Genomic DNA, 20,696 nt, shown 5'->3' with positions numbered 1-20,696 from the left:
CTCCCTACCCTTATTTCACTGCGCCGTCAGACAAACCGGAAATAAAATATTTTTGCAAAAAGATAAACATAATCGTTACCGGAAGTACAGCAAGCAGAGCCGCGGCTGCCGCCGCATTGATGTTCGAGGAAAATTCGGAAAAGAAATTGGCAATCGTCAACGTGATCGTCTGCTTCTGCGGTTTTTGCAAGAAATACAGCGCAAATTCAAAGTCGTTCCAAACCTTTAATCCCGCCAAGATTAATACGGTCGCTGTGACCGGCTTCAATTGGGGGAGAAGGATGCGGAAGAATACGCTGTACCCGTTGCAGCCGTCGACCGTAGCCGCTTCATCCAGATCACGGGGGATCGTCCTAATGAAATTCGCATAGGTAAATATCGCTAAGGGCAAGCCATGCGTAGTTAAGACCAGGATGACACCCCAAAACGTATTGATCGCATGCATGTCGTTCATCACTTTGTAAAGCGGAACGATGATGCTTAAAGTGGGGATCATCATCACCGTGAGCACCAGGTTCAGAATCCACTTGTTTGTTTTCGTTCTAACTCTCGCCAGCGGATAAGCCGCCATTGCTCCAATCATGATAATCAGGAATGAAGTGCCTACCGTAATCACGAAGGAATTGGTAAAGGCTCTAAGCATATGACTGCTATTTATGGCGTCCACAAAATTTTGCCAATATAGATAGTTAGGAATCGTCCATCTCGAAGACAAGTCCGTCATTTTCTTCAGCGCGATGGACAGGGTGATATACAATGGAGCCAGATGAAATACAATAATCAATAGGCCTGCGAATGGTAACAGTAACCCTCTCGTTTTCGTTTTCATCATCAGTGCTCCACTTCATTTCTGCTAATAAGTTTATGCGTGACTACCGTTACACATAGAATAAACAGGAATAATACGATACCGAGCGCCGTGGCGTACCCGGCATTCTGGCTTTGGAAGTACAGGGAGTTGATTAAGGTGGAGAAAGAATGCGTGCTCGATCCCGGTCCGCCTCCCGTCAGTGCAACGATCAGATCGAACAACTGCAGGCCCCCTATCAGCTTGTAAATTACGCTTATAATGATGGCCGGCATTAACAGCGGCAGGGTAATGTTGAAAAACTTCCGCCATGCACCGGTTCCGTCGATTTCAGCGGCCTCATAATAAGTTTTAGGAATCGTCTGCAGCCCGGCCAAATAAATAATCATGGCCTGCCCGACAAATTGCATGGAGGTCGCGAATAAAATGATCTTCACTCCTCTTGACCCGTCCGCCAGCCAGTCCACCCGCTCCATTCCGAACAGCAGCATGATATCGTTCAAAGCCCCTCCATCGTACTGCATGATGAAATACCAGATGAACCCCATAACAAGGCCGGATATCAGAACCGGCAAGTAAACGGCAGATCTAACCCATTTCCTCCCGAAAAATACTTGATTAAGCAGCAAGGCATAAGCGAGCCCCCAGATGTTCTGGATCACAGTGGAGCCTACGCCGTATACGAGAGTGTTCTGGAAAGCCGTGATCACTTTATGATCGGTGAATAACATCTTGAAGTTATCGAAACCCACGTATTGATAATGCTGTGAATATCCATTCCAATTGGTTAACGAGATTTGAACCCCTTCGAAGAGCGGATAAAACACAAAAACCGCAAACAGTATGAGGGCCGGCAAATACATGACGTACAAGTGGCTTCCACTTGTCCACTTTCTCCGGAAAACCTTCATAACTAACCTCCCACTATTTCATGCAGCGCCTGGCATGGAATGACAAGTTCCATGCCAGGCGCTTTCTCTTGATGGCGTCGGTTATTGAGCAGAAGCCCGCAGTCTGTCATAATCGGTTTTCATCGCTCGCGAAGCGTTCTCGACATTCAATTCGCCCGACAGCAGACCGGGACCGACGACTTTCAGCGTGTTCCACATCCCGTTAGGCAAGTACTCCCTGTCGAAGTTGTTGGTGACCGGTACATCGCTGAACTTGGAGAATACTTCTTCCAAATCTCCCAGGTTAACCTGCACATCCGTCAATGCCGCCGGGATCGAATAAGCCTCGGCAATTTGGCTGACATTCTCGGGCTGCGACATATACGTTAAGAACTTAAGCGCTTCCTCTTCGTGCTCCGTATCTTTCCAGATGCCGATGGCATCCCTCTCGCCGCTGATCAAGAAAGGAGAGCCGTTATTCACGGGAATGCGCATCATTGAGATCTGGGCATCGGGGTTGAGCTGCAGCACCTGGAATATGGAGTTGTTGGCTTGAAACGCGAAGGCGACTTTATTTTCCGCAAAGCCTTTATAAACAGCCTGCTTATCTGCCGTTAAGTAATCGACGTTGTAGTACCCTTTGTCTCTTAATTGCAGAATGAATTTCGAAACCTCGTCGAAGTGGCTCCAGTCGAACGAACCGTCCTTCAATTCATCCTTATACTCTACGCTCGCATCCTGAGTGAGAAACGAAGGCGCCACTCTGCCGAGGAATCCGGCAACATCGCCTGTGTCCTTGCCTCCGATCGCAATCGGCGTATAACCCGCATTTTTAATGACTTCGCAAGCTGCCAGGAACTGTTCCCATGTCTCCGGAACTGTGATATTCAGCTCTTGCAATATTTTCACATTGTACAGCATACCGCTGATGTCCACGTCGAAGGGCAACACGTACACATTCCCGGCCGAATCCGTTACGATCGGCTTGATTTCGTTGACCAGCTTGCTTGCCCACGGCTGATCATTCAGGGGCCGTAAATATTCGCTGTACTTGTGCACCGACCAGCCGTGCGTATTCCATAAATCCGGCAAATCATTCGTAGCCATCTTGGCGTTCATCAAGGCTTCATAATCTTTACTTTGAGGAGTAAGCTCAACGAAGATGTCCGGATTTTCTTGATTGAACTTGTCAACGATACGCTGGTAGGCTTCTAATGTACCGCCTGATGTGTTAGAGAAGAATTCCAGGGTCACCTTCTCTTTTTTGGTTGGACTCTGCGTTTCTGCGCTTTCCGATGCTTGTGCCGACGGGGTATTCGAATCTGGCGTCTGGCTGCCGGCGGCGTTCTCTTTCGTCTGACTGCAGGCTGCAAGAATCCCTATTAACAATGCCATGATCATCACAAGACTGGCTCTTCCCGCTTTATTCATCGTCATCGCTCCTCAATGTGAATTTAATGCCCCACCACTGCGAAAAGTAAGAATTGTTTCTCTCTATGAGTCATTCACTTTCCCTTGCGTTACATTTCCCGTTCATCAACTCCCTTCCATTTTGACACCGTTGTCATTTCTGCGCAAGAAGCATTTTCATTTTATTTTTTGACGCTATCTCGAATAATAAGCTTAGGATCGACTTCAACGGATCTAATATCCTCCTTGTTCTCAAGGATTTGATCGATGATGTCAAACATCTTGAGCGCCAGCTGTTCAAAATCCTGCCCGACCGTTGTAAGCGGAGGGGTGTAGTACTGCGATATCGGGATATTGTCAAAGCCAATGACCGATACATCCTGCGGAATGGATAACCCATGACGATAGAGCGAATGATAGACGGCAATGGCTTTCTCATCGCCGGAAACAAAAAACACTTGGGGAAGACGGTTCTGTTCGATCCTTTCCTCCACAAATCGATCAATATCCTCCAGTGTGCTCATGTTGTACACAATCTCCAATTGATCTAGCGACACCTGATCCTGTTCATAGGCTTCGATCATGGCTCGAGCCCGTTCCTGATTGACGTTCATATGGGCGCCGAGCAGCAAACAAACTTGAGTCAAACCCCTGCTGAATAAAAAACGGGCCGCTTCCTGCATTCCCTTCCGGTTATTGTTGGATACCGTCAGAGGCACATAGTCGGTTTTCTCAAAAGCCAAATAGGGGATATTGTTTTTCTGGGCGACTTCAAACCGTTTATCGTCATCCGTCAAATAAAACAGCACGATCACATCGATATATCCGCCTGATCTTTCCAATATGGAATTTTGCAAATCGCTGTCGTCATAGATGACTTCCTGAATCAAGGTGTATTTCTTGCGGCTGGCTTCGCCGACCAGATACGACATCAGAATATCGAACCATTTCGTGGTATGCTGGCCGTGTGTTTTTCGAATGGAGATCAATACATTTTTGGTCTTCTTATTGTTCAGGTTAGCCGCATATATATTCGGCTTATAGTTCGTTTCGGAAATCACCTTCAAAACTTTATCTTTCGTGGTTGGCTTAACATTGGGTTCGTCGTTGATTACCCGCGATACGGTCTTGATGGAAAATCCCGAAAGCTTAGCAATTTCCCTGATCGTATTTTTCATCATCGCTTATCCATTCCTCGTTCATATTTAATGACAACGGTGTCTGACACCGTTGTCAAAAATATAGCACGACTCAAGCTGTCTGTCAATTATTTATACAACGTCCCCCGTTACATCCCTTGACTCATCTCTTGTATATCGTCCGCCGCATGTGCAATCGACTTCGAGTTCTTGCGCTTTTCTCTGCGCTCCGTCCATTCTCCGATTTGAACGAACAGGAACGCTGCGGCGACTGTGAATAGAATGAGCGTATAGAATCCGGCGCCGATCCCGATCCCGACGCCGCCCGCGAAGAAGATCATCGCCGCAGACGTCAGTCCGATCACTTTCGCGCCATCTTTCAGAATGATTCCGGCACCGATAAATCCAAGTCCCGTAACCACTTGCGCGGCTAATCGCATCGGGTCCATCATCGTCTTATCGAACATCGTGCTGTATAATCCCGCGCTATTGATCGAAACAATCGTGATTAACGCGGAAGCGGCCGTGACATAGGTGTAGGTCTTAACGCCTGCCGGCTTGTGCTTATGCGTTCGATCCAAGCCAATCAGGAATCCGATAACCGCGCTGCACAGAATGCGCAAGAGCAATTCGTATTCGCCAAGATAGTGTGCGGGTAAACGATCTAAATAGGAGAGTCCGGCCAAATCCATAGCTTCACATTCCTTTACGGTAGAGACCCTCCACATGGCCAAGAAGGCCATGCAGAGGGCGATTATTGTTGCGGACGGATTAGGGTGTGTCTTCATACTCCGAGGACAGCAGATATTGCCGAATTTTCGTTCCATGCAAGAAACTTTTGTGAAGGCGTACCGGAGGTACGTCAAGCAAAAGTGACGCAGCAGGGGGCGAAAAGGCAGTGATAGATCCCCCTGAGCGGGTTTGAAGACACACCCTAGTGCACGGCGTAGAAGCTTGGACGTATGAACCACGGAATGTTCGATGACTGGTAATCGGAATATCTCAGAAGAGGGGAAAAGGGACCGGTACCTCCAAGTATATATGACATGCCCTGGTTAGGGTGGATCTTAAGTAAATAGCGGTCTTCCACTCCGTAGGGAGTAGGGTAAAAGAAATAGGCGGATGATTCCGGTACCAAGTTTGGATAAGCATAATAGTTCGAACCTAAAAACTTACCGCTGTCGGGATAGTAAAGTTCCCACGCCACCTTCTCTTGATTTTGAACGACATCGAACAGGTTCCTCGTCTTAGTAAGCCAGTACTCATTCTTGCCGTTCGTTGTCTTTTCGAGTATCACCGTATCGTAATAATCATTTACTGCCATGGCATAATCCGTTACCCCCTGTCCCACGTCGATCTGCGCTGAAAATTGGCTTGCGCCCCATAGGCCTATCTTCAGTCGCTCGTTCTTATAGAAGTTGCTCTGCGTATCCCATGTGATTGCAATCGCGCCATTTGACGAATAGGCGCCTTGAATGTTCAATACTTTCTTGTCGAACGGATTATCTAACGTGTAGGTATTGTCCTCCTTGTTATATAACAGCCGCCATCGCTGATTGTTCTGACTTAAATCCGAATAGATATTGATCGGAGTACCGCGAGGCAACGGCACACCCCCCTTAACGGTGAGCACCTTCTGACTGTGCGGGTTAACGACGGCATAGGTTCCGTCACCGCGATTGACGAATCGCCACTCCTGCCCGGAAGCATTCGAATTGTCCCAAATCGCTACGGTGGCATTCTCGGCTGTGCTATTACTTACAACGGAAATCAGCTTCTTGCTATTTTGATCCTGAAGCGTAAAAGTTGTCACCGGCACTAGATGCCATTTCTCATTCGGAGCAGACGGGGTTTCCTGCCATGCGATCACTTTCGTACCGTCAGCGGTTGCGCCCCACTCGACATTAAGCGCATAGTCATTGGAGGCATTAACAAGCGTGTATGTGCCATTGTACGTTCCGCTATCGTTATATTTCAATTTCCAATGCTGATTCAGATAGGGGCTTGCGACACCTGAGTTAAATTTGTAACTATTCAATTGGACTTTATTCGAGCCCGTAACCATCTCTAATACTTTGCCGCTGTCGCGATGGACAATGTAATAATTCGAGGGTATTCCCGGTACCTGTTTCAACCCCCATGTCTGCGCCAGCCCGTTGTTGTCTTTCAAGATCTCAAGTTTGTTTCCTGAACCGGAATAGTTGTCTTCAAGATTCAACGTTCTCTTACTGTTAAAGTCGACCAGTTTATACTGCATTTCGGTTTTGGCTTTCGTCGTATCGATTTGCTTGGAAATAGACATCTGCGCCGCATCGCGAGTGGCGATCTCCATCTTCAGCACATAGGCTGCATCGTCAACGGTGATTACGCTGGCGTTCTCGCGGACCTTCTCGTATCCTTGAGAATCTTCCTTGTACACCGGGTAAGCGCCCATGCCGTCGTCCTTCCAGTTGAAGCCGATAATCGTTTTGCCATTGGCCGGATTGACGACAGAATGTTGAACGTCTATGTCGGGCGGCCGCCACGACTTCATATTTTTCACAAGTCCGTCTGCCCAATCGTATGCCGGTTTCAGATTGCCGGTACCAGAGCCGTTATAACCGTTCTCGTAGGTGACGATGGTTGGGAACTTCTCCATCGGCCAATAATCTCTCAAATAAGTAAGCGCATCATAAGGGATTTGACTGATATCCGGACCCGGAGAATCGGGGATCACGGAAGGGCCTCCTTGCGGATTAGGCGGAACAAGCCGGAAGGAAACAACCGGAATCCAATTGTATTGATATACTCTATATCCATACTGATAAAGAGCGGATTCGAAACCTCGGGGAAATACATTGACAAAAGGCTTGAGAATGACCCAGTCTCTTGCCGGACGACCTTGACAATCCTGAACCTGATCGATTACGTTCATCGCCTCTGCCACTTCATCCGCGTGACGAAGATCAAGCACAACCGTCATCCCCGGATAGTTGTCGCCGATGTGTTCCAGCGCTTGCTTCAAGGTAGGCACTGTTTCATTAGTGACTGACCATGACCCCTTGGCATATACACTTACCCCGCCATAAGATATCGATCCTTGAATACCTAAAGACTTGTCGAATAAGCGCATATAAGTTTGTGTTATCTGTGTGGAGGTCAACTGACTAATCAAATTATTATAGGGCTGAATCGCACTCCAGTTCGTCAGCACCGGCGGAGTACCGCTTGTAACCGGACCGGTCCCATCTGGCGTCAACTGATTAAAGACATCCCAATGGTTTGCGTGGCTCCCATCCGTATACGGATAATTCGTCGTTCTCCCCATCGTATAATCGTGCATTAATACGAGCTTTTTATCGCTAGCCAGATGCACGTCGAGCTCAACCATCTCGAACTTGAGCGCTGCGGCGTTGTCAATCGCGGTGATCGAGTTCTCCGCTGCCGCTTGCGGCAGATCAGGGTCTGTCCCCCATGCGCCGCGGTGAGCCGATAGATACGGTCCGGCGATCGGCTCCTGATCGCTAGGCTCCCCCATCTTCTTCATCAGCAGTGACGGATCATACTGAAAACCTTCCCACGGTCCATAGGGCGTACACGTTCCAGACGCAGAAGCCGTTGGCGCCGCACCGCCAAATTCGTTGGCAGGCACGCCGATGCCGAACAATACAGTCGAACACAACACGATGATGGCAACAAGTTTCTTCCTCACTGTGGTCATTTCTTCGCTCCTTCACAGCTTATTATGTATTGAATCCGGCTCACTTTGACACCGGTGTCAATTTTGCTTAAGTCTCTTCACGTTTCCGTGAAAAGAACGAGTTATCGTACGCTTTCCCGTACGATCAGTTGCGGATCGATCTGTACCGACGAGACATCCTCATCGCCATCGATCAGCTTGTCAATCACTTCGAACATCTCGTGTGCCAGCCTCGCAAAGTCCTGCCCCATCGTCGTTAGCGGCGGTGAATAATATTGCGAGATCGGGATGTTATCGAATCCGATCACCGACACGTCCTGCGGAATCGACAGGCCATGCGCGTGCAAGGCGCTGTACACGGCAATCGCCTTCTCATCGCCGGAGACGAAGAACACTTCAGGTAGATTTTGTGCCTCAATGCGCTGGTCTACGTACTGGCGAATCGTCTCCAAATTGTTCATATCATATATAATTTCAAGACGATCAAGCGGTATGCGATGCTGGTTGTACACTTCCTGGATGGCATCGGCTCGTTCCCTGTTGACTTCAATCTCTGCGCCCAACATGAGGCAAATCGACGACAGCCCTCTCGTGAACAGAAACTCTGTCGCAGCCTTCGTGCCCGCTTTGTTGTTATTGGAAATCGAGAGCGGAACAAGCGCATTTTTCTCGAAAGAAATGTACGGGATCCGGCTCTTGTCGGCCATTTCGATGCGTTTGTCGTTCTCCTGCAAATAAAACATCACCAGCACATCGATGTAACTGCCCGACTTCTCCAGCATCGAGTTACGCAAATCCGCGTCATCGTAGATGACTTCCTGAATGAGCGTGCAGTTGCGGTCATGCGCTTCCTTGATCATGAACGACATCAGGTAGTCAAACCATTGCGTCGTGTTCTGCCCCTGCGTCTTGCGGATCGACACGAGCACGTTCTTGTTCATCTTGCTGTTCAAATTTTGCGCGTATATGTTGGGCTTGAAGTTCGTCTCCGCGATCACTTGCATAATCTTGTCGCGAGTGCTGGCCTTGACGTTCTTGTCATTATTGATCACGCGTGAAACCGTTTTGAACGAAAAACCGGACAGTTTGGCGATGTCCCGAATCGTATATTTCTGCCCCATTTTTATCGGATCTCCTTGAAGGCACATATCGTCCGCTGTCCGCATAAGACACCGGTGTCAATTTCTAGTCTTTAGAGGAAGGTAATGCTTCGATCATACCCCCTATTTTAAACCGCTGTCAAGAGTAGGTATAAATCTTACTGAACCATCGCGCAGCCGTTCCTTTACCGCCCCTGCTGCCGATGACGAAGTCGGGCTTTGGAAATGTGTTCGGTCAACCGGACGGGAGTGGCCAGATAACGCCGAAAGAGAAATTGCATGAATGAAATAGCCATGTTATGATTAGGATAGAAAAAGAAGCCGGACGGCCATCCGACTCCCTGCACAACATTTTGGGCGGGAAACCTCCAAAAGAATAAGAGAGAAAATAACCCGCAGGCCTTTAACCTAGGCGGGTTATTTTATATGTCGGAGCTGCTTTCAGAATGTCAAGAAACCCAGCGTCTTGTTCCGAGACGTCTGGGTTTCTCTGTTTTTTTGGCGATGGGACGGGACGCTATCCCTTGGCTTGGGTCCCGATCTGCCGGGCAACACGTTCCCCCAGCTGCGGGTTCGCTTGGGCCAGATAACCGATCACAATCCGCTGCAACTCCGGCACGGCAGCGCCAAGATCGGAGGCAATGTTATGGACTAAGTGCGCCTGCTGATCAGGCGTCAGCGAGTTGTAAAATTGCCCCGGCTGTGTGAAGTCATCTCCTTTGGGAGGTGCGGTGCGCTCCAGCCGTCCTGCCACATCGCGGCCGGTGCCGCTCGTTATCTCGTCTGACGGCTTCCAGTTCGCCTGATGGTTGATCGGGATACTGCGAAAATCCGGTCCCAACCGATGACGCTGTGAATCCGTATAAATATTGGCGCGGCCTTGAAGCACTCTGTCGAATGAAAACTCGGCGCCCTCCAGCATATTGGACGGAGAAAAGGCCAACTTCTCCACCTGATCTCTATAATTGTCGGGATTGCGGTTCAGCACCATCTTACCGACCGGCAACAGCGGGTACTGCCGCATATCCCACACCTTCGTATCGTCCAGCGGATCGAACGGCAGCGTAGCTTCGTCCTGCGGATTCATGAGCTGTACATACAGCCCATATTCGACCGGCTTTCCTTGAGCAATCGTGTCATAGAGATCCTTGCCTGCGTAATCCGGATTCTCGCAGGCGAGCCGCGCCGCCTCCTGGCTGTCGATATACTGCACGCCGGCTAGCGGAACCCAGTTGTATTTTACATAAGTACGAACACCCTGTTCATTCTTCCAAACATAAGTACTCACGCTGTAACCCGGAATGTGACGGAAGCTCTTGATCGTACCCAGATCGGAGTACAGTTGCAGCACGAAATGTGTCGCCTCCGGATTTTGCGCGTAGAAGCTCCAGAACCGATTCGGATCCATCAAGTTGTTGACGGGCGACGGGTTAAAAGCGCTGACCGTCTCTACAAACCGCATCGGGTCCCGAATCGTAAACACGGGAAGATGGTTGCATATTAAATCGAAGATTCCTTGCTCAGTATAAAATTTAGTCGAGAAGCCGCGCACATTGCGAGAAGTGTCCGGCGTCCCCCTGTTGCTGGCCGCCAGCGAGAATCGGACGGCAACGGGCACTTGCTGGCCCGGACGCTGCAGGAAACAGAGCTTCGTGTAAGCCGCCATCGAGTTAACCGTCTCGAAATAACCGAAGGCTCCGAAGCCCTTCACATGCAAAGGGCGCTCTCTTATGGTCTCATGGATAAAAGTTTCGTTTTTTTCGTGCAGCACTGTATCTTGTTCCAGAATCGGGCCGCGCTCTCCTACCGTCTGCGAGTAGCGCACCGGTCGCGGGCCGCCTGCCCATTGCGAGGGAGCGGCGCCTTGCCAGCTTTGCTTGTTCGTCTGATTGCGGGCGTTCTTGTCGTCCATTCCTCAGCCTCCCATGCCTACATCTTTCACCAATATGTATGCATGGCTACATTTACTCATTCAGGATATTTCACTGGCTGTCGGGTATCAGAACGTAAATTCATTTTTCATAGCAAACTAAGCCGCAGCTCATAAAAATACTGCACAATTGGATGCTTTGACTTTATATTCTCGGCCATGTTTAAAATTCGCTTTTTTCCAACTCGTCTGTCCACCAAAGCTAGAATATTCAATAAGATATCATTGCTCTCTAGGCTTACTTCTATAGGAGTAGATAAAAACTTATTGGCTACAACGATAAAATTTGATTTGCTCAGTGCGGACTGTTCTGACAAAAGCTTCTTGGCATATTCTGATATTTTTCTTTTTCTTACGATTACTTTTAGACGATCCTCCGGAACTGTCCCTTTGGTATCTTTTCTGACAGCTTTAATTTCTTCATTGCTGATAGGAATTTGGATGTCTGGATCATTCTTTATTTCCAACTCCGTCTGATACCATCTGATTAACGTAGTTAGATCACTCATATTGAGTACGTTCTTCTTATCTACCGCAATATAACAAATCCCTGCTTTATCAGGTAAATAACGGTAGCCGGTTGCACGGTATTCGACCCTTCCATATAACGCAGGGCAGAGAAAGCTCTCCAGATGTTGCTTCAATTTGCTCCAGGACATGTAATCCTCCTATGTATCTACATGGCTTCACTAAAACACCCTATCGCCTTTGGGTGAAATAATCGCCATCGGCTGTTTCATTCATGCAATTTGCCTTTAGTTTTTCCCCCATCCATCATCGTTCCAGTCGATCCGACTGCTCCTCAGACTTTAAGCTGACTCCATGTTTCTTCCAACCATTCAGCAAATAACTCTTCCTCCTCAAACTGAGGATAACATAAGCAACAAACTGGTCAGGCGATTTTGCGATAGCTTTCATCCCAATATATGTGCCAAAAGAATGGCCTACCAGCAATACTTTGTCTTGTCCAAATTCCTTCTAATGCTCAGATTCTGATTTGGCCGAATTCGCCTCCCCCTCCTGCTCCGCAAACGGATCAGACATCAACGCAATCGCCAGCCTCGCTCCATCGCGCATCCCCTGCAAATATAACCGTTCATTCTCCAGACCTCTGTAGTAATGGTGTTTATCTTCCCATTCCGTATACTCCTGACATTGAGTCATATTTACACAGGAGAACAACGCCTCGAAAGCGCTCTTCTCCTCTTCGCGGTACTTTCTCAGATCCGGTTGGAACTGGATTCGAGCGGATACTTCATCAAGCCGTTCCTGTATTGCGCTCTGGAACCATGACGGAAATTCCATGACCTCATCTCTCCCCGCAAACAAGCTTTATCGATTCCTTTGTTCCCTCTCACCCATTTTCTGAACATAAAATCGGGTAAGTAGCTCGTCTACCTTTCGGCTCTGAGCGAGAACTGTTTCATTCGCAGCAAGTGGAATTCCCTTCGCCAGCGATTCCTGTCCAAGTTCGTTTAGCTTTGTCTTTTCTTTTTCGTATTTGTGCATCAGATCATTTGTCAGGCGGCTCGCTTCCCTTCTCAAATGAAAGGTACACACATATCCATAATTACTTTATTTTACTTTTTGTTGAATACTTTATCTGTCGTCGATAGTATAACAGATTGATAATGGACAGAAAAGGAGTAATTTTCCTTGAGCGATCCGTCCAATATTATCAAACAAATTATCGGAAAAACCTTAAAAGCGATTCGCCTCAAGCAAGGCTTAAGCCAAGAGGATCTGGCGCATGAATGCGACGTTGACCGATCTTATATTTCGATGATCGAAGTCGGCAGAAACGAGCCTTCCGTCACGAAAATTTTCGAACTTTGCAGCGGGTTGAAAATCAAACCATCCGACTTTTTTAAGCTTGTTGAGGGTGAATATGAAAAGGTGCGGAAGAATGGGTGAAAACGAAAATAAGAGTGAGACCGGCGGTTTTGAAAGCCAGCGTCTCGCTCTTATTTAATTGTGCCTGATAGACACAAAATAGCGGGAATAGGCTTTTGCCCTTATCCTCTTACAAAGCTAAGCTACCTTTCCATCATCTCTTGACTTAACCTCCTAACTGGCCCTATTTGCTTTTCAAACATTAAATCCCAGATATCCAAACATTTTTGCGCTATACTCTTTAACTCTGACCCCGTAGCGCCTGATGTTTCATCGTATAATCCAATTATCAGCTTAGAAATTTCATCTTGTATTCCCCATGCATTGTCATATTTCATAGAATCACTTTGTATTAAATGTCCACTCATAGTTAATATAATATCTTTGTAGTCAATCACTGATTTTGATCCCTTTTCCAAATAACGCACAAATGCATGTAGTATTCTGCGACTTATATCAGAACTCATTATTTCTATCAAAAAATCTTTATCTCTTTCCAAATTGATTAGATTACTATAAAACAGTCTCGAAAGGGATATCTCAAACTTTACTAAGCTTGGCTTAAATCTCAGTATAATTTCTTTAGCTAATGCATTATATTCATCCTTATTAAAATATAACAGAGCCATATTTAAAACTTCTTCAGCTTGAAGTTTGCTCATAGCATTTGTATTTGTCATTTCGTCTATAAATTCATTTTTAAGAATAAACATTTCCGATATGCATTGTGCTCCCTTTTTAATTAATTCCTTATCATCAGAAACATAACATTGTCTGATAATTTTTATTATGCGTTGAGGATATTGAGGATACAACAAAAACAACATATTTTTTGAATCATAAAACCCGGCTAGTCGAAAATCTTGTTCATAAAGATAAAGAATTCTTTCAGATGCCCATTCTCTATGAATATTGTATGAAGGCCAAAGCGCAAACAAACTTGCTAACTTTACTGCCGGATTTTCATCCAATACTAACATAGCGATAGTTTCTTTAAACTGCTCAAACAGATTGTTATCCTTCCATAGAAGACGAGCTATCGCTTGAGCTGCCCCGCCTCTTACACAATTCAATGCGTTGCTTTCTAACATATTAAAGCTGCGCATTTCTTTATCTTCGTTACTGGTCACATTCGGCTTTCCCTTTTCTGGATTTTTATGATTAATTGCAATGTCTTTAAGGCCATCCAGTATCTTCTGGGACCATGCCGCTTCTCCATGATCCCCAATAATCATACAGATGTTACTTGCTCGGTTTGAAGTAAAATCGTATGGGTATTTAAGAATCAGTGCTTCCAATAATCCCACTGAAACCTTACTTAAGTTCTTACTAAATGCTACACCACTAATTAACGAATCAACATATTCGTCCAAAATTGTCCCATCATCATTCTCAAGTATAAGCTTTATCATTCTTTCAGGTTCTTCAGAAACGGCACTTCTAAAACTACTTGAAAATGAATGAATCGAACTTTCTACAAATCCCCCCGGAACTTCTTTCCAACGGGAAGCATTTTCTTTTCTAGGTTTTTCGTTAGTTAATATATTCATCCAGTTTTTATTACTTAGTTTTTTACCCGCAATAGGAGAACTTAAAATTCCACCGTGCCCATCTGAATATTTATATAAAGTAGGTTCATTTAGAAATTTACGCTTTAACACACACAGCAAATCTTTAGCATTTTCACTGAGTCGATTATACGGCAGTACTTCTAAGACTTCTTTTTGTAAGTCCCCCCAAAAGCTCCAAGTTACAAAATAGTTATCTTTTCTTCGGTTAAATTCAACTCTACGTTGATATAATTCTTTAGCTTCTGGTGATATATATATAATCACTTTCTGTTCCAACAAATTAAAAACTTCTTTACAACAATGTTCGCCATGCCTTGCTAGAACTTGTTTGGCAAGTAACAGTTCATCTCCGTTACCACTTGTTTTTTCAAATAAGGTATTATCAAAATTACTATAAATGTACTCGATGACAGCATCACTGTATAAATAGGGTAATTTCAATAATCCATCTAGTATTATCTCATTAAATAAATCATTTCCTGTCCCCATATATTTTCTATATCGTTCCCAAAATTTTTCTGGATTTGACGTAATCAACGCTGCATTCGCTTTTTTAATAATTTGAATGCATGTCCTTTCAAGACTTCTTCGGTGAACGTATCTTTCCGACCAATCGCTCAAAGACGATATTTCATCTTTTGAAATCGGAATATATGACAACAATAAATCGATAACTTCCAAACTGTTTTCTATTAATAGTTCCGAATCCTCTCGCAAAAATTCGTCTTCATATTCATATATAGTCTCAAACTGTGTATTCAGTTTGTTTTCTAAAAGACATGCAAACAATCGTATTGCTCTCATTTCACAATTTTTAAACATTGTCTTAAAATCAAGGTAACTATCTATCATTTGAGGATAACTTTGATAGAAATTCATTCGCAATTCAAACATCTCATCGGTATCTACACTAATATCATGTAGAAAACATCGCGAAAAGTTATTATCGTCCTCTTGAGTTTGGAATGCATACTTCTCTATAAATGCAACATCTTCTCTTTCATAATTAGGTGACATGCTTCTTATCAGATTAAATAAGATATTTTTCTTCTCCGTGTTTTTAAACCATTGGTCTAGCACTCCGTGGTCTCGAAGCAATCTAATATATTGAGGTTTTGAATATATAACATTATTGATTATTTGCGGACCATAGATCACGTGTTCACAATTTTCAACTATATAGTTCATTATAGTCTCATCCAAAATATCCAACTGATTCAAGACTTCAAAAAAGACGAACTTCACACTATATCTAACCTGATCAGATGCTAACACTCTTTGACCCGCATTAAGAAAATCTTCAGTATCAATCTCGATTAAATTCTGCAACAACATCTGCACTTGATATCTTCTACCAGGAGTCTGTTTTTCCCTGTCCCCGATAACTTCCAATATATTTCCGGTTTCATAGTATTGTTTAAGCATCAGATCGGCTATGAAACAATCTAATATTGTTTGATGAGCAAATGAAATTTTATTCTCTTGTATGACAAGGAAACCATTTGAAGATAAAAACTCGAGGCTCGATCTATTGATACTTAATAAATTTAATGGAATAGACAATCGACCTAATTTGTAAAAATAAGTAATGATTTTCCCCTTAGTTTCATTCAGCTCTCTCTCATGCAAACCATACTCGAAACATTTGCGTTCTAATTGTATCCACCATTCTAAAACTAGATGACTTGCATTCGAACATTCGTTATATTCTTTACTAGTATCCAACTGTCTCCAAATGTATAAATTACTTGGTATGCGAAGTATTTCTTTCAATTTGCCTGTGAGGCCATCATAACGGTTTCCAATAACAGTTTTTACTGTCTCATCATTCAACTCATTAACTTGAATTTTATTCCACTTAATTCTTTCGTTTTTCATTTCATCTTGTTTAAACAACAATTTAATATTATTATCGTTTTCCAAGTCATACGTCCTACATACAAAGATCACAGAAATTTTATTTTCTCTTTCCAAGTTCACTCTCTCTATTTGATCAATAATTTGAGCGCATACTAGTAAGGCATCTCTAGAATGTGCTAGAGTCCAACGCAATGCATCTAACTGATCCAAAATAATTACTGTATTTTCAGTTTTAGATATACTATGAATACAATGAACTATAGAACTAGGAAATCCTAAATCTTCGCCCCATCTTTCCGCAGTTCCACTTGGAAGGCGTTTATCCAGTTTAATCGCTAGATAGGGTATGCCACTTTCAAGACAATAGTTGATAATATCCTCTGTACAGCCACTTTTTCCTCTTCCAGCTTTTCCGTGAATAATCAAGGACTCTCCTTCTTGTATTACTTTTCTACACAAGGCAAATTCCGTTCTTTCAATTAATTCATTATTTAATGGAATGAATACTGATCTATATTCTCGATTCAATTCCTTCAGTCTTGGAACAACTCGACTATCCATGGCAAGATTTCTTAATCTAATTCCTTTTTCACTAAGTAGTTGATACACGACGGTTTGGTTAATTTGTTTTCCTAAAATGTCTCCATCTATAACCCAAGTAACTAAAGCCTCATATATGTCTACCTCATCACCAAGGAACAGATAATTTATTTTTGATAAGACTATTTCTTTTAATTCGCTATCTGGAAACTGACGATATGATATTCTTCTCAGAAGAGAAATACATTTTATAAGATCAGCATCTTCTTCGAATATTATATCCATTGATTTACAAAAGTTTTTGAAGAAATCTTGTAGTTCCTTGCTTGAAGTAAGTATCTGGTTATGATAAAAATCTTGGGGAACGTTACTAGTATTTTTTGCTCTATCCACTAGGTCCTCCAGTAGTGTAAAAGCTAATGGGGATACCAATGCAACTGTGTTTAACTCATTTCTTTCTAATTGGAACTTCCAATTTGTAAAAATTCCTCTTGCATTAGCTGTACCGTAGTCCCAATACTCCTTACTTGCATTTCTGCCTTTGCATTGTTGTGCTTCCCTGATGCCATTCTTTCTTCCAATCCATATATCAACTCCCCGTTCTTCATCCCCAAGAGCTTCCAAAGTAATAAAATCTAGTCTCTCGTCCAACACTTTAAGAATCTGATGGATTACCCATCTAATTTCAAATCTATTTCCACGTTTATCAGCTCTTCCGCCTGATTCATACGGCATACTGAACCTCCTCAAAAGACTTTTATAATGGGATTATTAAATTAGTACGTGTACTTTTCCAATAATCGTCTATTTCTTCTCTAAGCTCCTCAGTGATAATATCCGATAATACAAATAGTACCATAATCCCAATTATTTATTATACGGAGGGTCTTTTGTTAATTAAAAATTTGCTCCAATATTATTTGGAATGCCTGAAATACGAAAGTTATTATTCGATACAACTCAAGCAACAGGAGTTGGAATCGTTACAAGTCGATCCAAATGAAGTGGAAAATGTTCATAAAAGATATGAGAAGATAAGCAATCAAATAATTGATGAACATACAATTATGTTTGGTTACCCCTTGGTGCAAAAGGGACAGGGACACAAGGCTTCTCTGTTCCCATTGCTTCTTTGGAATAGTTCGACCTTCCAATCGGATCTTGATTTTTTCAAAGCAGATCAAGTCGGATTTCATCAAGAAGTGTTCAAGTCTATTTCTGATAAACGTTCAATCGATGCTATAAACCAACTAAAAGAACATTTCGCTTCTGATCCTAAGGCTTTTTTACAGGACGAGCATAATTTTGAGAAATTATTGGATTATACTGAATACAACAAACAAAGTATAATACCCAATTACGTAATGGTCCAAGTAGAGAATAAGAGTTCAAGTAATTACTTAATTGTAAACGAAATTCAAGCAATTCTCGCGGATAAACGTCAACCAAGTTCAGTACTCAGTAGCTTTCTTAACCATAGCTATTCATTACCAAGGCAAGACGCAGCCGAGAGAATACCTTTGCATTTTGTTCCTAGCAATTATCCGCAAAATGTTTCACTTTTAGATATTCAACAGACAGTGAGCATTATCAAAGGCCCACCTGGTACAGGGAAAACTCAGACAATCTTAAATTTAATAGCAAATCAGATTGACCGCCAGGAAACATGTGTCGTCGCCAGCACAAACAATCAAGCAGTAAACAATATCGTTGAAAAATTAGAAGAGGAAGGAATCGATCAACAATTTTTTGGTTTTGTTCGTCTAGGGAGCCTCTCACACAATAAAAAAGAAGTTGTAAAAATCCAATCTGCTATTGAACGAATGCAACGAGAGATGGGAAACCCAACTTCTGAAGAAAGTTACATTTCTTATGTAACAAAATCCGAAATTTTAATGAAGGAAATCAATCAACTAGAGCACGTTGAACAACAATTAATTGATTTAACGAGTACAGTCGACCAATTACATAGTTTAATTCAAATTCTAAATGATCGTTTACGTCTTAATCACTTGATGACTATGAAAAGTGATTTTGAAGCGCTCGCCTTATCCAGTAGTCGTCTTGAAACACGCTTGCGCGAGCTTGTTGACGAACCTTTACAACTATTTGGTAATGATATTTTTCGTAAGTTTCGTTCCTTCATTGCCCAAAAGATAGATGCCTATATGAAACGCCGTATAAAGAAGTACTTGCGCTCAATTGATGCCTCACAATTATGGGAATATATTGATGCTTCGAAGCCAACACATTCGCTTGCTCTGTGTGAAGAAGTCGTAAAAGTAATTAATTTGGAGCAGCGTCTTAAACAATATAAAGATGAATTTTTACAACTTCAGAAGTATCAAAACGAACAGCCTGATACCTTGAAAAATCTATATAAAGAGAAAAACAAAGTCGATCTCATTATTATTCGTACACAGTGGCTTCGCAATGCAAAATCCATTCTTTTAGATGCAAAAGAAATGATAAATATTGAAGGTCTACTCAAAGAACTCCATCAGGATGGAAGAATTCGCGCAACAGCCTCAGCTTTCTCTTCTTTTGTGAGGTTATTTCCTGTTCTATTGATAAGTAATTTGTCGGCTCGTAGTTGTATTCCGTATGGAACGTCAGTTGACTTGGCCATTATAGATGAATCATCACAATGTTCTATTCCAAGTGTATTTTCTCTATTACAATCATCTAGAAGGGCTTGTTTTTTCGGGGATATTCATCAGTTAAGTCATATCACTTCGTTGGAAGAGTCTTATAGTAAAACACTATTAGACAGATATGTTCCCGGTATCGATCCTGTGCCCTACTGTTTTCGTAATATCTCAGCATTCGAGAGGGCAGAGCAATCCTGCCTACACAGTGAAAACGGAAAGCACCTGCTTAGTTACCATTATCGCTGTATTCCGTCTATAGCCTCGTTCAGCAATCAACATTTCTATCGCGGACGATTGCGCATGATACGTCAAGAGCCAGAAAGAAGGCCTTATCAGTACGGAATATTTTCGACAAATGTATACGGATTCGTGTCGGGAACTTATAACCGCCAAGAAATAAATGAAGTTAAATCGATTGTGACTAAATTGGAACAAAATGGTGTCACTCAGATTGGTATCGTAACTCCGTTTGCTGCTCAGAAAAATAAATTAATAGAAGCATTCCGTCATAATTCGAACATTAAGATAGGGACCGTTCATACATTTCAGGGTGGGGAATGCCGAGCAATTATATTTAGCACGGTCATTTCAAGTGGATCGACTGCATTCCAAATAGAGTTTGTTCAAAATAGCTACCGTTTGATTAATGTTGCCCTGACTCGAGCTGTGGATTACTTTATTCTTGTTGGAAATCTGGCGGAAATAGATAACGGTCATGGTTATTTAACTAAGTTGAGTCATTATATTTATTCTATAGAAGCAAACAGCTTTCACCGTCCTGCTATTGAATTGTCGATTGAATTTAACCGTATCATTAGACAAGAGAGCCGCAAAGCACTTATGCATCAGGGAGAACGCATGATTTATAACAAACTTCAAATCTACCTAGGCGGCATGCCGTTAATTGTATTTCCGAAAGTTCCAATCAAAGATGTATTATCCATTAATTTTGAGTTAGACGGTACATTAAAATCATATTATTTTACAAGCCATATGGACTTTGTCATCTATGAGAAGGAATCTCTTCAGCCACTATGTTCCATAGAGTACGACGGAGAATACCATAGGCGGGACTCGAAAACTATTGAAAACGACAAAAACAAAGACAATTTGTGTCGTTATGCGAACTTCCAACAATTTCGAATTGCCTCGAACGAAGAATCGGAGGGATGGGAAAGATTAAGAGCATATTTGAACTCTCTTTCTTAGAGTAACATTAAAGCCG

The 20,696-nt window shown here is 43.2% G+C and carries 13 protein-coding genes; 2 read left to right on the top strand and 11 right to left on the bottom strand.

The annotated features are described in order from the left end of the window. Nucleotides 1-10: 10 nt before the first annotated feature. The 10 genes from B0G52_RS19095 to B0G52_RS19045 form a co-directional block, all read right to left on the bottom strand. A complete protein-coding gene (locus B0G52_RS19095; RefSeq protein WP_094046976.1) occupies nt 11-829 on the bottom strand; it encodes a carbohydrate ABC transporter permease in 819 nt (272 codons plus the stop codon). Between the two features lie 2 nt (nt 830-831). After that, on the bottom strand, nt 832-1,719 hold the full coding sequence (locus B0G52_RS19090; protein WP_094046975.1) for a carbohydrate ABC transporter permease: 888 nt from the start codon (nt 1,717-1,719) through the stop codon (nt 832-834). Between the two features lie 81 nt (nt 1,720-1,800). Beyond that, nucleotides 1,801-3,129, bottom strand: coding sequence for an ABC transporter substrate-binding protein (locus B0G52_RS19085; RefSeq protein WP_158223779.1), 1,329 nt, complete (start codon nt 3,127-3,129; stop codon nt 1,801-1,803). A 161-nt stretch (nt 3,130-3,290) separates the two neighbouring features. After that, nucleotides 3,291-4,289 (bottom strand): LacI family DNA-binding transcriptional regulator, encoded by a 999-nt coding sequence (locus tag B0G52_RS19080; RefSeq protein ID WP_094046973.1) that lies wholly within the window; start codon nt 4,287-4,289, stop codon nt 3,291-3,293. 107 nt (nt 4,290-4,396) lie between these two features. Then, nucleotides 4,397-4,939, bottom strand: a complete 543-nt coding sequence (locus B0G52_RS19075) for an MgtC/SapB family protein (RefSeq protein WP_094046972.1) — start codon at nt 4,937-4,939, stop codon at nt 4,397-4,399. Between the two features lie 242 nt (nt 4,940-5,181). Beyond that, nucleotides 5,182-7,947 carry an RICIN domain-containing protein gene (locus B0G52_RS19070; RefSeq protein ID WP_094046971.1) on the bottom strand — a complete coding sequence of 922 codons (2,766 nt, stop codon included), beginning with the start codon at nt 7,945-7,947 and terminating at the stop codon, nt 5,182-5,184. 101 nt (nt 7,948-8,048) lie between these two features. Further along, entirely contained in the window at nt 8,049-9,047 is a 999-nt protein-coding gene (locus B0G52_RS19065; protein ID WP_158223778.1) for a LacI family DNA-binding transcriptional regulator, read from the bottom strand. Between the two features lie 496 nt (nt 9,048-9,543). Further along, nucleotides 9,544-10,938 carry a catalase gene (locus B0G52_RS19060; protein WP_094046969.1) on the bottom strand — a complete coding sequence of 465 codons (1,395 nt, stop codon included), beginning with the start codon at nt 10,936-10,938 and terminating at the stop codon, nt 9,544-9,546. A gap of 107 nt (nt 10,939-11,045) precedes the next feature. Beyond that, nucleotides 11,046-11,615 carry an SF0329 family protein gene (locus tag B0G52_RS19055; RefSeq protein WP_094046968.1) on the bottom strand — a complete coding sequence of 190 codons (570 nt, stop codon included), beginning with the start codon at nt 11,613-11,615 and terminating at the stop codon, nt 11,046-11,048. Nucleotides 11,616-11,934: 319 nt separating this feature from the next. Then, complete coding sequence (locus B0G52_RS19045) at nt 11,935-12,261, bottom strand: hypothetical protein (protein WP_094046966.1); 327 nt, start codon at nt 12,259-12,261, stop codon at nt 11,935-11,937. A gap of 351 nt (nt 12,262-12,612) precedes the next feature. Between B0G52_RS19045 and B0G52_RS19040 the strand changes: the two genes are divergently transcribed. Next, nucleotides 12,613-12,870 (top strand): helix-turn-helix domain-containing protein, encoded by a 258-nt coding sequence (locus B0G52_RS19040; protein ID WP_233162805.1) that lies wholly within the window; start codon nt 12,613-12,615, stop codon nt 12,868-12,870. Between the two features lie 122 nt (nt 12,871-12,992). Here B0G52_RS19040 and B0G52_RS19035 read toward each other — a convergent pair whose 3' ends face one another. Continuing rightward, on the bottom strand, nt 12,993-17,555 hold the full coding sequence (locus B0G52_RS19035; RefSeq protein ID WP_094046965.1) for a hypothetical protein: 4,563 nt from the start codon (nt 17,553-17,555) through the stop codon (nt 12,993-12,995). Between the two features lie 155 nt (nt 17,556-17,710). Here B0G52_RS19035 and B0G52_RS19030 point away from each other — a divergent pair, with 155 nt between their 5' ends. Then, entirely contained in the window at nt 17,711-20,680 is a 2,970-nt protein-coding gene (locus B0G52_RS19030; RefSeq protein ID WP_094046964.1) for an AAA domain-containing protein, read from the top strand. Nucleotides 20,681-20,696 lie beyond the last annotated feature (16 nt).

It is taken from the genome of Cohnella sp. SGD-V74, from assembly GCF_003001675.1.
GTDB lineage: Bacteria > Bacillota > Bacilli > Paenibacillales > Paenibacillaceae > Cohnella.
Note: the sequence above shows the minus strand (reverse complement) of the source record. Positions and strands in the feature narration are given on the sequence as shown.